11 protein-coding genes are annotated in these 14,534 nt (G+C 45.5%); 8 read left to right on the forward strand and 3 right to left on the reverse strand.

Going from position 1 to position 14,534, the window contains the following annotated elements:
* Positions 1 to 62: 62 nt before the first annotated feature.
* A complete protein-coding gene (locus ACYCS5_RS21285) occupies positions 63 to 1,391 on the forward strand; it encodes a prolyl oligopeptidase family serine peptidase (RefSeq protein ID WP_459760087.1) in 1,329 nt (442 codons plus the stop codon).
* Between the two features lie 153 nt (positions 1,392 to 1,544).
* On the opposite strand, the gene ACYCS5_RS21290 is transcribed toward ACYCS5_RS21285, so the two are convergent.
* The gene (locus ACYCS5_RS21290) at positions 1,545 to 2,336 is read right to left on the reverse strand and encodes a polysaccharide deacetylase family protein (protein WP_165144877.1); all 792 of its coding nucleotides are present in this window, start codon (positions 2,334 to 2,336) and stop codon (positions 1,545 to 1,547) included.
* Positions 2,337 to 2,800: 464 nt separating this feature from the next.
* Here ACYCS5_RS21290 and ACYCS5_RS21295 point away from each other — a divergent pair, with 464 nt between their 5' ends.
* The 6 genes from ACYCS5_RS21295 (at position 2,801) to ACYCS5_RS21320 (ending at position 9,527) form a co-directional block, all read left to right on the forward strand.
* Complete coding sequence (locus tag ACYCS5_RS21295; RefSeq protein WP_069011113.1) at positions 2,801 to 3,766, forward strand: carbohydrate ABC transporter permease; 966 nt, start codon at positions 2,801 to 2,803, stop codon at positions 3,764 to 3,766.
* Positions 3,763 to 4,584 carry a carbohydrate ABC transporter permease gene (locus ACYCS5_RS21300; protein WP_029516315.1) on the forward strand — a complete coding sequence of 274 codons (822 nt, stop codon included), beginning with the start codon at positions 3,763 to 3,765 and terminating at the stop codon, positions 4,582 to 4,584. The genes ACYCS5_RS21295 and ACYCS5_RS21300 overlap by 4 nt, the downstream gene beginning before the upstream one ends.
* Before the next feature lie 125 nt (positions 4,585 to 4,709).
* On the forward strand, positions 4,710 to 6,074 hold the full coding sequence (locus tag ACYCS5_RS21305) for an ABC transporter substrate-binding protein (RefSeq protein WP_165144879.1): 1,365 nt from the start codon (positions 4,710 to 4,712) through the stop codon (positions 6,072 to 6,074).
* A gap of 255 nt (positions 6,075 to 6,329) precedes the next feature.
* A complete protein-coding gene (locus tag ACYCS5_RS21310; protein WP_069011115.1) occupies positions 6,330 to 6,914 on the forward strand; it encodes a TetR/AcrR family transcriptional regulator in 585 nt (194 codons plus the stop codon).
* 23 nt (positions 6,915 to 6,937) lie between these two features.
* A complete protein-coding gene (locus ACYCS5_RS21315) occupies positions 6,938 to 8,302 on the forward strand; it encodes an HlyD family secretion protein (RefSeq protein ID WP_165144881.1) in 1,365 nt (454 codons plus the stop codon).
* 1 nt (position 8,303) lies between these two features.
* A complete protein-coding gene (locus ACYCS5_RS21320) occupies positions 8,304 to 9,527 on the forward strand; it encodes an ABC transporter permease (protein ID WP_029516319.1) in 1,224 nt (407 codons plus the stop codon).
* 97 nt (positions 9,528 to 9,624) lie between these two features.
* Here ACYCS5_RS21320 and ACYCS5_RS21325 read toward each other — a convergent pair whose 3' ends face one another.
* On the reverse strand, positions 9,625 to 12,222 hold the full coding sequence (locus ACYCS5_RS21325) for a glycine betaine ABC transporter substrate-binding protein (protein WP_165144883.1): 2,598 nt from the start codon (positions 12,220 to 12,222) through the stop codon (positions 9,625 to 9,627).
* Positions 12,197 to 13,420 carry a quaternary amine ABC transporter ATP-binding protein gene (locus tag ACYCS5_RS21330; RefSeq protein WP_029516322.1) on the reverse strand — a complete coding sequence of 408 codons (1,224 nt, stop codon included), beginning with the start codon at positions 13,418 to 13,420 and terminating at the stop codon, positions 12,197 to 12,199. Before ACYCS5_RS21330 ends, ACYCS5_RS21325 begins: the two co-directional genes overlap by 26 nt.
* Positions 13,421 to 13,935: 515 nt before the next feature.
* Between ACYCS5_RS21330 and ACYCS5_RS21335 the strand changes: the two genes are divergently transcribed.
* Positions 13,936 to 14,499 carry a GbsR/MarR family transcriptional regulator gene (locus ACYCS5_RS21335; protein ID WP_029516323.1) on the forward strand — a complete coding sequence of 188 codons (564 nt, stop codon included), beginning with the start codon at positions 13,936 to 13,938 and terminating at the stop codon, positions 14,497 to 14,499.
* The last annotated feature ends 35 nt before the right edge of the window (positions 14,500 to 14,534 follow it).

The following is a 14,534-nucleotide window of genomic DNA, read 5'->3' on the forward strand; positions in this document are numbered from 1 at the left end:
AAAAAGATTATTAAAATAAACAATGTAAGCGTTCTATTAATGGATCTGGGAGGTAAGACATCATGTTTAAACGGTTTCAAAAGGCTGCTAAGACAACTATGTTACTCACTTTAGCTATCGGTACGACTCTTGTTTTCAGCTCCGGTGCATGGGCCAAGGATGTAAAGATACAGCCCACCTCATACCGGACGGTTGCGGAAGTTAAGGATTGGGGAGCAGCCATTACGAAGATCATTGTTAACCTGGGTAAGCCAGTCCCTAAAGATGCGATAACTAAGGATACATTTAAGGTGCATATGGGAAGAAGCGACAATCGGTTGGTAAATCCCTTTATTGAAAATGGCAACCGGAAAGTCACCAAGGCCTATGTATCGGACAAAAGTGGAAATCCTGTAAATAAAACCGGAAGCTATGTTGTATTGGAAATGGAAATCGGTCCGACATTAACACTAAGCTCCGCTATTCATTATGATGCGGCAGGCTCCGGGTTTAATGCATGGAATGATAACAAATACACGATCACGCAGCAAAAAGCTATTAAAACCAAATCCGGAACGATTTCCGATTTGAAGATTGATACTTCCGCAGGACAGATACGGAAGTTGGTTGATCAATTTGCGACCGGTAAATCTACTTTTGATGGAGTTACTTTAACCTACGCAGACTATGCACCGGCAAAAGACAAAGTGAAAAACCCTTTGGTGATCTGGCTGCATGGTATGGGTGAGGGAGGTACCGATCCAACGATTCCGATTGCCGGAAATAAAGCAGCAAATTTTGCCTCTAAGGATATCCAATCCTATTTTGGCGGGGCTTATGTGTTGGCACCTCAGACCCCAACCTACTGGATGGATGGCTTTACAAGCTTTGGGGACGGAACCTCCAAGTATGAGCAAGCATTGATGTCCTTAATTAAGGATTACGTGGCCCAAAACAAAGACATTGATACAGATCGAATCTACATTGGTGGAGACTCCAACGGTGGTTACATGACTATGCTGATGATCCGTGACTATAAAGATTATTTTGCAGCAGCTGTGGTTGCATGTGAAGCCTTGAAGGATAGTCTTATAACCGATGAACAGATTAACGAAATGAAGGACCTGCCGATCTGGTTTGTGGCTGCCAAAACCGACACCGTGGTTCCGCCCAACGATTATACGGTTCCGACTTACAACCGTTTAGTGAATGCTGGAGCAAAGGATGTTCATATGTCGTTATTTGATAACGTAGTGGATACCTCTGGTTTGTACAAGAAGAGCGACCAAACACCGTATGAATACAACGGCCATTGGTCTTGGATTTACGTATATAACAACGAAGTATCGAAGGTGATTAACGGAAAGAAAACAACGATGATGCAATGGCTTGCCTCCAAAACATTGGACTGAAGTATAGCAATGATCTTTTAATTGCCGCGTAAATCGCGGCTTTTTATATTTTGGGGGATGAGATCCTTTTCAAAACCAAATGCCAAGAGTCTCATACTGCAACGCTATATAAAACTCCGTCAACAAATAATTGACGGAGTTTAATTCTTCCTTTCACTTATTCACTTCAATCAGCCCATCCGGTTTTTCCCGATTAGAGAGTAATTCAGATACCGTAACGAAGGTATAACCTCTCTTCTTGAGCTCAGGTAGAATAATTTTCAAGGCTTCAACGGTTTGCGTACTTTGATGTACATAATCGTGCATGAGGACAATGTCGCCGTTACGGACGTTGCGAAGGACCTTATTAGCGATACGATGTACACCGGGTTTTCGCCAATCTAAGGTGTCCTGATGCCAGGACCATAAAATAATTTTCAGCCCTTTCTCCTTGGAGAGCTTGACCAGCGAATCGGTATAGGAGCCGCCGGGCGGCCTAAAAAGATGGGTCCCCGCACCAGTTGCCTGTATGATGCTCGCCTGAGCTTGATCCAATTCGGACAGAGCTTTGTTGCGAGAAATATACTGAAAGGATGAGTGAAGGAAGGTATGGTTGCCAACTTCATGCCCTTCTTCTCGTTCCCGCTTGACAAGTTGAGGCAGCTTTTCTACACGACTGCCGACGACAAAAAAGGTCGCTTTAGCATCGTATTCTTTAAGCAAATCCAAAATGGCAGGCGTATTGCGTCCATCCGGTCCGTCGTCGAATGTGAGGGCAATCAACTTGCGATGGGTAGGAACTTCCCATACAATGTCGCCGCGTTCTTCATAATAGGCTCTTCCCTTTGTAGGAGTAGGGGAGGTGTAAGATGCGGCTTGTGCAGTATTTGTATAGGTTGTGGGGCACAAGCTGGCACAAAACAAGGAAACAGCGATACTTGCAGATAGTAATCGGTTATATTTCATCAGGCTTCTTCTCCGTTCTTACGTATTCTCACATTAGCCTGCCAAGAAAGAGCGCATACCATTCCCCGTTTCTAAGATTCATCATTTCAAATCACTCAAGATTAGATCTATTTGTCGGATTCTAGAGGGAACATCACGCTGATTAATCAGGGTGTGAACGAGGTGTTCACCCACCTGCCGAGTGGAGATTGTATAGAGATAACTAAAACCTCCAACTTCGTAATGGGCCAATGGCAGGCTCCTTACGGAATTGGAGGTTTTTTTGTCTTTTTAACTAGACAGATTGTATTTGGATCGAACGCTAGCTCAACAGGGTTATAACCGTCCTTGTGCTCATACCTATAGAGAGTTGCTTTTACAATAAGAAAAAACATTAACATTTTACTCCAGCCCACTTGACGTTCCCTTTACATCGAAACGATACACTTACTGAGGTTGGTTTGAAAAGAAAGGGGCGCTCCGTTTTGGGTGAGCTTAACAAATCTATGGGACTGGGGACGAGGAGTCAGCAACAGACTTCGTCTAAAGCCCGCATACGCACGGGTTCGCTAAAAATTCAAAGACTGCGCGAAAACGCGCTGGCGTATACCTTTTTGGCTCCATCGCTTATTTTGTTTGCTGTATTTATGTTTTATCCGATGATCAAGTCCGTTTATCTCAGCTTGCATTCTACAGATCCCGCAGGAAACGTTGCAGCATATGTAGGATTAGATAATTTCACTACACTTTTCAGCTCGGGACTGTTTCTGCAAGGGATTAAGGTGACACTCCTGTTTGCACTGTTAACCGTACCAGTAGGTATTTTATTGGCGCTGGTACTGGCTGCACTTACACACAGTAAATTGCGGGGAATGCGTATCTTCCAGTTTGCCTTTTCGCTGCCGATGGTGTTGTCGGTCGGTTCATCTGCGGTCATTTGGAAATTTCTTTTTCATCCAACACTGGGGATGTTCAACTATGTGCTTTCCCTGCTACATATCCATCCGGTTCCGTGGCTGACCAGCCCCGATTGGGCGCTGTTTTCAGTAGCCATAATGACCATCTGGATGAATCTAGGCTTCAATTACATTATCTTATCGAGCGGACTTCAAGGGATTCCAGATGATATGTATGAAAGTGCCAAAATGGACGGAGCTGGCCCGCTCGTCACGTTCTGGCGTATCTCCATGCCACTGTTATCACCGACGATCTTTTTTGTAACCGTAGTTTCTATCATTGGAGCCTTCCAGTCTTTTGCTCAAATTAACATTTTGACCAAAGGCGGTCCGGTGAACAGTACGAATGTATTTGTGTATTCCATCTATCAGGAAGCTTTCGTTAATTTCCGGTTCGGAACGGGGAGCGCGCAGGCCATTGTCTTGTTTGCTGTCATTCTGCTGCTCACGATGATTCAGTTCAAATGGGTGGAAAGAAAGGTGCATTACCAATGAAACGACACCTGAATTCTACATTGCTGTATGTGCTGCTTACGATTGCAGCTGCTCTCATTTTGTATCCGGTTATATATACGTTTTTTATGGCAGTCATGTCTCCCGAGGAAGCGAGCGCTTACCCACCAAGCTTTTTCCCGCATTCTTTTCATATGGCCAATTTTACTGAAGTGTTTGAAATCGTTCCGATTGCAGCCTTTATTGGAAATACATTTCTCATTTCGGGTCTTACAATGATTGGGCAACTGATTACAGCGAGCTTGGCGGCCTATGCCTTTGCCAAAATGGAATTCAAGGGAAAAAACTTCATTTTCAGCATGTTTGTTGCGACAATGATGATCCCTTGGGAAGTGACCATTATTCCAAACTACCTGACGGTACGGAGCTGGAATTGGCTTGATACATATCAAGGGTTGACGGTTCCTTTTCTGGCGACGGCATTCGGGACATTCCTGTTAAGGCAATTTTTTCTCCAGCTTCCCAAGGAACTGTTCGAGGCGGCTCGTATGGATGGGTGCGGACATATCCGTTACTTTCTGTTCCATGTGCTTCCGTTATCGCGCCCTGCGCTCGGAACACTGGCTGTGTATTCGTTCCTGAATATGTACAATTCGTACCTCTGGCCTTTACTGATCACCAATAGCGAGAATATGCGCACGGTACAGATCGGCATATCCATGCTCGAATTTCAGGAATCGACTTCATGGAATCTGGTATTTGCGGGTACGGCTCTTGTCATTTTACCGTCTCTGCTCCTGCTGATCTTTGGACTAAAACAGTTGGTTCGTGGAATGGCGGCGGGTGCACTTAAAGGCTGACCACATATTTAAAATGATAAGCAACACCTGCGCAAGCAGCCCATATACAGAGCATCAACACACAAGAATATCGCAAGAGAATGCCAATTCAAGAATCATTTAATCAAAGGGAGAGAAGAGAGATTATGAGATTTTTTCGTCTGAAAAGTGCATTGACCCTGCTTATTCTGACTGCCATGGTGGTTGCAGCAGGTTGTAGCAATAATACTGCTGCAGAGAAGCCGAGTAATGGTAGTGATGGAGCAGCAGCGGCTTCCCCAGTGAAGCTGACTTGGTGGCATTCGATGTCCGGTAACGGTGAAAAAGCAATCAAGCAGATCGCTGCTGATTTTAACGCCAGTCATAAGGACATTCAGGTAGAGCCAGTATATCAAGGCAAATATGATGATAGCTTGAACAAGCTGAAAGCGTCGCTTGGTTCCGACAGCGGACCGGACATCATTCAGGTATATGAAATCGGTAGTAAATTCATGATCGACTCCAAAATGATCACACCCGTACAACAATTTATTGATGCAGACAAGTTCGATCTGTCACAGCTAGAGCCGAATATTACACGATACTATACGATTGATGGTAAACTGAACGCCATGCCGTTCAATACGTCAAACCCGATTTTATATTACAACAAGGATGCATTCAAAGCCGCAGGACTTGAGCCAGCTAATCCTCCGAAAACGTATGATGAGTTCGAAAAGGCTGCTAAAGCCTTGAGCAAGGATGGTAAATCCGGTGCTTCCATTGCCATCTACGGCTGGTTTATGGAACAACTGTTTGCCAATCAGAACGCAGATTATGTGAATAATGGCAATGGTCGTGATCAAGCGGCAACGGAATCCATGCTGAATTCGGATGCAGGTGTAAAAACCCTAACGTGGTGGAAGAAAATGATCGATGAAAAGGTTGTATCCAATCTGGGACGTAACTCGGACGATACGGCAAAGGCTTTTTCCGCAGGGCAAATTGCAATGACGCTGGATTCCACCGCTTCGCTGCGTAATATTGTGGAGCAGGTTGGCGATAAATTTGAAGTAGGCACAGGATTCCTGCCAAGAGCCAATGAAGCTAAAGAAGGCGGCGTGGTTGTAGGCGGCGCAAGCTTGTACATCATGAACAACAAGCCCGAAGCCCAGCAGAAGGCAGCATGGGAGTTCATTAAATTCGTCGCTTCCCCAGCTGTACAGGCACAATGGAGTGTGAATACCGGGTACTTCCCGATCACGAAAGCGGCCTATGACGAAAAGGTACTTAAAGACAATATGGTAAAATATCCGCAATTCCAGACGGCGGTTGACCAATTGCATGCATCGGCACAATCCACCGCTACACAGGGCGCAGTGATGGGCGTATTCCCAGAAGCGCGTCAAATCGTCGAAGGTGCAATCGAGGCTGTGCTGAGTGGCCAGCAACAACCAAAACAGGCATTGGATCAAGCTACACAAGAAATTACAGGCAAAATTGCGCAATATAATCAAACCGTGAAAAAATAGTCGGCCTTCCCTTAAAATCGGTTGATAATCCGTAGAATGGCCCCCTTATCATCCGATTTTATGACATAGCGGATCGAATGAGTGACCCCCTCACTTATTCGATCCGTTTTTGCATTTTCACTTTTAGAATAAGCGTTTAGACGAATTGTCTAAAATGAAATATTTTTATTTTTCCTATTGCTGGATAACTAAAAATGGGCTTATAATAAATACATAATTTTTGTACTGGACGGTCAGTTCAAAAAAGGAGGAAGCATGAAACAGCAGACAAAGGAAATTATTTTTAACGGCGCACTCAAAGCTTTTTCTGAACGAGGATTTAATGAAACAAATATGGAGGAAATTGCCAAAGTTTGTGGCATAGCCAAAGGAACCCTGTATTACAATTTTAAAAACAAGCAAGAATTGTACATTTACATTTTGAAGATGGGGATGGAGCGTTTTGTCCGGGATATCCATGAAGCAATGGCTCATACTCCTAAAGATCAGGTGGAGCTTAGGATTCGCAAGCTAATCCAAGTACATATTGAGTTTATTGTGAGAGAACCGGACTTTTGCCGTCTATTGGTCAGTAAGGGCTGGGTTTCGCAAGAGCAGCATTTTAATATTAGGCAGGTGCTGGCTGACTATTTTGATTTTATGGAGGCAGAGATCGATTCCGGCAAGTTTCATGGGAAAATTTCAAGTAAGCTGGATGCCAAAACAACAGCCAATTGCTTATTTGGGATTTACATTTTTGCACCGATGAGGTCAATGGTTTGGGGCGAAACGATGAATCTGCAAGAGGTTCGTGAAAGTATTGAAGTTTTTGTGTGTAATGCATTGGGCATGCAACATTAATATACAGATGGAGTGATGAAAACATGAAAGCTAAAAAATATACGATTTATGTCGTACTTATTATTTTAATCGCGGTTGGGATATATGCCTTAACTGCTCTTCCACGGGGTGGAAGCAGCTTGTCTGCGGATCAGTCTTCTTCCATTCCTACGGCTTATGTGGAGTCGGATACCCTCAATGCCAGCTTTAAAATGGCAGGACGGATTGACCAGATGCTCGTCAAAGAAGGCGATCAGGTGAAAAAAGGGCAGGTGTTAGCCCATCTGGAAAGTCGCGAGTTGGAAGATAAGGTGAAGCAGGCACAGGCGGCATTGCTGGCAGCCAAGAGTAATGTATCCAAAGCAAAAGCTGGAGTGTTGCAGGCTCAAGCAGGCGTAGGCCAGGCACAGGCTACTGTGAGTGCTGCTCAGGCCAAGAAAAGCCAAGGCACGACATCGGTCAGTGTGACCGCAGAGGCTTCCTCCAGCCAGATTGAACAGGCCAAAGCGGCTGCGAACGCTGCCAAGGCAAAACTGGATGCCCTCAAGAGCGGGGCAAGACCACAGGAGCTTGAGCAATTGCAAGTATCTGTGAAGGTAGCCAAGGAAACGCTGGACCTGACCGTTAAAAATCTGGAGCGTGCCAAAAAGCTTCAAGAAGCCGGTGCAGCAACCCAGGCATCTTTGGATCAAGCGACATTGGAACATCAACAGGCAGTGGCCAAGTATAATGCAGAGTCGCAAAAATTGGATATGGCACGGGAGGGAAGCCGCAAGGAGGAAATTACGGCGGCTGAAGCTCAATACCGCCAAGCCTTGGCTGCGGTGAAGGAAGCACAGGCAGGAGCGGGCAAAGTTGCTCTGCAACAGGAAGATGTCAAAGCCGCTCAGGCTTCGGTAGAACAAGCGCAATCTGCGGTGAAGGCGGCGCAATCCACAGTTGAGCAGGCTCAATCTGCGGTTGCAGGTGCCAATGCACAGGTAGCCCAAGCGGAAGCCGCGCTTCAGGAGGCTCAGACCTATTTGAGCTACACTACGCTGCGTGCGTCTGAGGATGGAATCGTAAAATCCAAGTCGCTTAGCTTAGGTGAAATGGCTAGTGCAGGGTTCCCGGTTTATACCATTGAAACTTCGACACAACGTTGGGCTAAATTCTATGTACCTGAAACGTCTCTGAACGGTCTTCAAGCAGGGGATACAGTCCAAATTAAATTGCTGTCTGGCGGTAAGGAGCTGAAGGGTAAAGTCATTCTGTTAGAATCGGCTGCTGACTTTGCCATTCAAAAACCGAGCCAAAGCTCCGGTGACAAGGATGTCCGTTCCTTCGGTGTTAAAGTAGCATTGCCAGACCTTGCTGCATCGGTTCCAACAGGCTCCACGGTTCTGTTTACAGGCAAAGGGGCGCAGTAATATGCAGGATTCACAGGAAAGACTTCGTATCCGCGATGTGTTTCGCGAGGAATGGCTGAGCATCTTCCGGGACCGCCGCTTTATGGCTATTCTGCTGATTACGCCGATTGTGTATACGATACTATTCGGCTTCCTATATTCACATCAGCGGATTACCGAGATGCCTGTCACCGTGTACGACGGAGATAATTCGCAACTCAGTCGCCAGATCATTCAGGCGTTTGATTCGACCGATTCATTTGCCGTTACACGGCAAGCAAACAATCAGGATGATGTAGTCCGTCAAGTAGAGACTGGAGAAGCTAAGGTCGGAATCGTCATTCCCGACAACTTTACTACTCGGCTTAAGCATGGGGAGAATCCACCCGTGCTCACGCTGATTGACGGCAGTAATATGATGTATTCCAATAGTGCCAGTCGGATTGCGAATCAGGTTATTAGTAGCGTGAGTGCCGGAGTATCAGTCAATTCCATGAAACAAAAGGGAATGAACGCCGATCAGGCCGCATCGACGCTGACTACCATCCCGTTCCGATCCAGAGTGCTATTTAACCCGGTATATGATTATAAGCTTTTCATGCCCCTAGGGGTTATCTCTGCGGCTCTCCAGCAGTGTTTGCTGCTTGGTATCGCGTTGTCCTGCACGCGTGATAAGGAAGCAGGGACTTGGGGGAGATTTGGCGCATGGAGAAATACCCCTTGGCGTTTGGCTATTGCCAAACTGGCACCGTATTATGCAGCGGGAGCTTTCAATGTGCTGACTGTATTCAGTATCAGCGCTTTATGCTTCGATATTCCGTTTAGGGGACAGGTATTGCCGTTGATTTTAGTGTCGCTGGTTTTTAACTTTGCCTTGTGCGGATTAGGCTTCCTGTTCAGTCTCTTTTCCAAAACCAGAGTAGATGCGACCCAAACTCTGATGCTGATTGCTGTTCCTTCCTTTATGCTGTCAGGCTATACGTGGCCATTAGAGGCAATGCCCGGCTTCTTGCGGGGGCTTGCTGAGATATTGCCACTGACGTATTACCTGGATGCTGTACGGAACATCACGCTCAAAGGACTGGATATCACATACATCTTCAAAGATATGATTGCTCTAGGCGTCATTGGTTGTGTAAGTCTGCTGGTGTCTTTCGCGATCTATCCGTTATTCTTTAGACAGCACCAGACGACAGAGCAGCATGCCGATGTGTCCGCTCAAGAAGGATTCACGCTAAAAGGCTGAGAGCAACTCTAAATATTGGATATCACAAAAAGGCAGATCAGGAGTAAACCCTGATCTGCCTTTTGCTTGTTCGTATGGTTTAAAAGCAGAAAAAATATTATTGCGGCGGCTGAAGATCCTCGATAGAATCAATCGGCACATAGGATGGAACGACAAGTCCGGACATAACGCCAGTCATGCTGGTTCCGATGTCATCCACCTTATCCTTGTATTGAGCCCAATAATCAGCATGCGTCAATGGAAGCCAAGCGGCTGCGGTAGCATCTACACTTCCGCTGGCCACGCCAGTCCACATCGGGCCGATTTCCACTTGCAGAGCTGTTACTTTATAGCCCAATTTTTGTTCCAATACATATTTCAATACGTTCGTACTGGCAATTTCAGAATCCCAAGCAGCGTAGCTTAGCTTCAAAGGATCGCCGTTGACGGGCTGCAGACCCTTGATCCATTCCTGAACCTTGTCAGGATGTTTATCAGCCCAATTCTTGGCAGCCTGCTGTGGGGCAGTACCGTCCTGAATCGCGATCATCACTTCACCCATATCTTCAGCAGTCCACTTAAATCGGCTTAGAAATTCATAAGCCACAGGAGCATCCTGCTTCAAGCCTTTGCGGGCGATTGTATGAATTTCTTCCTTATCACCGTACGCCTTTTTAGGATCTTTCAAGTATTTCAAATCATATTTATTAAACATCCAGTGAGGAGTCCAACCTGTTACGACGATAGGCTGCTTGGCTTTGATAGCTTTATCCAGTGTAGCAGTCATAGCAGCTCCAGAGCTTTCAAGCAGCTTCCAGTCGGATAAGCCATAGTCATTCATAGCTTTAGCGGTCAGCTTCATTAGTCCGGCGCCAGGGTCGGTACCGACAATGCGGTAGCCGACCTCTTTGCCAAAGTCCCCAGTTGTGGCGGAAGCCGGAGCCGCTTCGGCTCCGTTATCCTGCAAATCAGTAATCGATTTAACATCCATGTAAGCTGGAACGACCAATCCGGTTTTAACACCGCTCATATTAGCCCCAAGATCGTCGAGCTTATCCTTGTATTTAGCCCAGTAATCCGCATGTGTTAACGGCAGCCATGCAGCCGGTGAAGCATCTACATCACCACTAGCGACACCCGTCCACATAGGACCTGCTTCAACTTGAAGTGCGGTTACTTTGTAACCCAGTTTGTTCTCCAAAATATAACTTAGCAAATTGGTGCTGGCAATTTCAGAATCCCAAGCCACATAACTTAGCTTGAAGGTGTCACCATTGACAGGTTGCAGTCCTTGAGTCCATTCCTGAACCTTGTCGGCATGTTTCTCCGCCCAATCCTTGGCAGCTTGCTCAGGACTGGTTCCGGCTTGAATGGCGACCATCATTTCACCCATATCTTCTGGTGTCCATTTGAAACGTTTTAGAAACTCATAAGCGATAGGAGCATCCTGCTGCAAGCCTTTACGGGCAATCGTATGAATCCCCTCGGCTTCACCATAAGACTTCTTAGGGTCTTCCAAATATTTGAGATCATACTTGTTGAACATCCAGTGTGGAGTCCAACCTGTAATAATGATCGGTTTTTTCGCTTTAATGGCTTTGTCCAGTGTGGCCGTCATAGCTGCACCGGAACCTTCAACCAGCTTCCAATCAGACAAATTGTAGTCTTGAATTGCTTTGGCAGTCGATTTCATAATGCCTGCCCCGGCATCAATACCGATAATTTTGTAACCGACTTCTTCGCCAACCGGGTTGGCAGCAGCGTTACCTTTGCCAGATGCGGAATGATCTGTACCCACAAAATATTGGGATGCACCAGCGATCAAAATGACAGCTGTAACTGCAGAAGTAATCCATACTTTTTGCTTGCTGGATACGCGGCTTTTGCCTTTTTGCGTAGGTTTAAACAGGTTTTGCGTAAAACGGTCAAGCACAATAGCCAGAACGACAACAGCTAAGCCGGCTTCAAAACCTTTACCGATTTGCAGCTGTGTCACAGCACGGTACACAACAGCACCGATGCCTTCCGCACCGATCATGGAAGCAATGACAACCATAGACAGTGACAGCATAATCGTCTGGTTAATACCAGCCATTAAGGTAGGCAATGCAAGTGGAAGCTGAACTTTGAACAGCTTTTGCGCAGATGTTGAACCAAAAGCGTCTGATGCTTCGATCAGCTCACCCGATACTTGCATAATCCCCAAGTTGGTCATGCGAATGGTTGGGGGGATAGCAAAGATAACAGATGCGATAACACCCGGCACAACACCCAGGCTGAAAAAGGTAACCGCTGGGAGCAAGTACACGAACGCAGGCATCGTCTGCATAAAATCAAGTAAAGGCGTGATAATGCGTGATGCCGATTTACTGTATGCACACCAGATCCCGATGGGAATCCCGATAACAATGGATACGAGCGCAGACGTGATGACCAGTCCGAGCGTATTCATTGTTTCACTCCAATAACCAAGATTATCAATCAGCAGGAAGCCGATGACAGTAAATAGCGTAAGCTGAACCCGCCCGATCATAAAGGCGATAATCCCGATGATTACGATGAACACCAGAGGGTGCGGAAGCATGAACAGGCCTGAGAAAAAGCCAACTACAGCTTCTATAATGGAAGAAATAACATTAAACAATCCAGCCAGATGAATACCCATCCAGTCTACAATGGATTGAATCCACTCAGCGATTGGCAGTTTCGGTATCATGGGCATTCACCTCCTTCGTAGTGGTAACATCTCCACCAAGTGCGCCGAGCAATGCTCCACGGACGATAACGCCCAGCAGCTTTTGCTTGTCATCGACCACAGCCAGCGGCACCTTGGACGAGCTTGTAATTTCAAATAAATCATTAATGACTGTCTCGGCAGCAACCTGCGGTCCGTCCGTGATCAAAATATCTTCAATTTTCAAATTATTGCGCAGTGCATGAACAGCATCCTCGGCGTTAATAACACCCAGTAGCTTTTTGGTGCGGTCAATGACGAACAAATTGGAAATCCCACGCTCCCGCATCAATTCCAGAGCCACACGCGGACCACGATCCATGGTGATGGTTTCTGGACGAAGCATGACATGAGCAGCCGTCAATACCTTGGACAGATCCACATCCTCGACGAAGCGGGCTACATAAGAGTTAGCCGGTTGGATCATAATTTCTTCCGGTGTACCGATTTGTACGACCGCACCGTCTCGCATCAATGCAATCCGGTCACCAATCCGCAGCGCTTCATCCAGATCATGGGTGATAAACACAATGGTTTTCTTCATTTTATCTTGAAGCTCCAACAGCTCATCCTGCATGTCACGGCGAATGAGAGGGTCCAATGCACTGAATGCTTCATCCATCAGGAGCACTTCAGGGTCATTAGCCAGCGCCCGTGCCAGACCGACACGCTGTTGCATACCGCCACTTAATTCATCGGGCATTTTATCGCCCCAGTTTTTAAGACCAACCAGTTCCAGCGCTTGTTGCGCCTTTTCCTGACGCTGTGCTTTTTCTACCTTTTGAATTTCAAGACCATATTCTACATTTTCTAGTACAGTCCGATGTGGGAACAGGGCGAATTTTTGAAAAACCATGCTGATGGTTTTACGACGAACTTCGCGAAGTTGTTCTTTGTTCATCTTACGGAGATCTTTGCCGTGGACCAGAATTTCACCAGAGGTAGGCTCAATCAAGCGATTTAGCATTCGCACTAAAGTAGACTTGCCACTGCCCGATAGCCCCATAATTACGAAAATTTCACCTTGCTTAATTTCCATGTTGGCCTTATTGACACCAACAGTAATCTGTTTTTCTTTGGCCAACTTTTCCTTGCCCCAGCCTTGCTCCAGGAGCGGAACACCTTGCTCTGCGTGAGGACCAAAGAGTTTGCTGACATTTTTGACTTCCAAAATCGTCATACATACACCTCTTCTTTCTATACTTTGCTTGGTATTAACCCCATGTTGCATTAAGGATTGAGTATAAAAATCATAATTCTGAACATCCTGAACGGTTAATGACAAAATTAATTGTAACAGAAGCATTGCTTACATTTCAAACAAAAAAACTGTTCATAAAGTACGTACAGAAAAAACTGTACAAAGTTTCCTTCGATATGCTCCTTCGTTCTATAGAATGCTCAAACATTCGGAACTTTACAACCGATAGTGCTTTTTTTAAAATAGACAATGAAATATAACCATAAGAAAAAGATTTATGTATATCCATAATTTAAAAAGTTTACTATCATTAGCAATTTTGCGAATTATGATTTTGAACGACCCATGCTGTTGTAATATAGACAGAAGCTTTGCTTTTGAAACATTTCATTTATTGTTGAAAGATTTCATATATTGCGTCAAAGCTAATCTTTTACGGGTAAATCGTTCATACTAGGTTGTGCAAAATGCTCTAAAATTAGGAGGTTGCAAGCATGAGCTTGTACCAGTTAGGTGATGAGCAGCAGGCTTCGCTGCAAAAAATTCGCAAACGTGTCATAGAAGCTATAGGTAAAAACATGGACCTGTATGGGATTACTTTGTCTGCGGGGCATTTATACGGTTTGCTTTTTTTTGCGGATAAACCAATGACGCTGGACGAGATGGGCCGTGAAATGGAAATGAGCAAAACGAGCATGAGTACAGGAGTTCGCACATTATTGGATCTGAAAATGGTAAATAAGGTATGGAGCAAAGGCTCACGCAAGGATTTGTATGAAGTTGAATATGACTGGCATCAAACATTTACTGACTTCTTCGCTATTAAATGGAGAAAAGCGGTAGAAACAAATTTACTGGTACTGCGCAAAGCCATTGATGAGCTGGACAAATTGATGAATCAGGGTGAAGAGTACGAGGAATTTAAGGCGATTCTTCAGCAAGATCGTTTGAAGATGAAGCAGGCCGTCGCTTATTACAAGTGGCTAGACCGACTAATTGACTCTATGGAAAGCGAAGAAATTTACAAGCTGATTCCAAAAGAAGAAGTTCGGGATTAATCGCTATTTCCCTATCTTGTTTATAAAAATGCCGG

This window comes from Paenibacillus sp. SEL3, from assembly GCF_054602585.1.

Coding starts and splice junctions, on each gene's coding strand:
- ACYCS5_RS21320 (WP_029516319.1), top strand. CDS start 8,304: ATGCAGGATTCACAGGAAAGACTTCGTATCCGCGATGTGTTTCGCGAG.
- ACYCS5_RS21305 (WP_165144879.1), top strand. CDS start 4,710: ATGAGATTTTTTCGTCTGAAAAGTGCATTGACCCTGCTTATTCTGACT.
- ACYCS5_RS21335 (WP_029516323.1), top strand. CDS start 13,936: ATGAGCTTGTACCAGTTAGGTGATGAGCAGCAGGCTTCGCTGCAAAAA.
- ACYCS5_RS21285 (WP_459760087.1), top strand. CDS start 63: ATGTTTAAACGGTTTCAAAAGGCTGCTAAGACAACTATGTTACTCACT.
- ACYCS5_RS21300 (WP_029516315.1), top strand. CDS start 3,763: ATGAAACGACACCTGAATTCTACATTGCTGTATGTGCTGCTTACGATT.
- ACYCS5_RS21330 (WP_029516322.1), bottom strand. CDS start 13,420: ATGACGATTTTGGAAGTCAAAAATGTCAGCAAACTCTTTGGTCCTCAC.
- ACYCS5_RS21325 (WP_165144883.1), bottom strand. CDS start 12,222: ATGATACCGAAACTGCCAATCGCTGAGTGGATTCAATCCATTGTAGAC.
- ACYCS5_RS21290 (WP_165144877.1), bottom strand. CDS start 2,336: ATGAAATATAACCGATTACTATCTGCAAGTATCGCTGTTTCCTTGTTT.
- ACYCS5_RS21310 (WP_069011115.1), top strand. CDS start 6,330: ATGAAACAGCAGACAAAGGAAATTATTTTTAACGGCGCACTCAAAGCT.
- ACYCS5_RS21315 (WP_165144881.1), top strand. CDS start 6,938: ATGAAAGCTAAAAAATATACGATTTATGTCGTACTTATTATTTTAATC.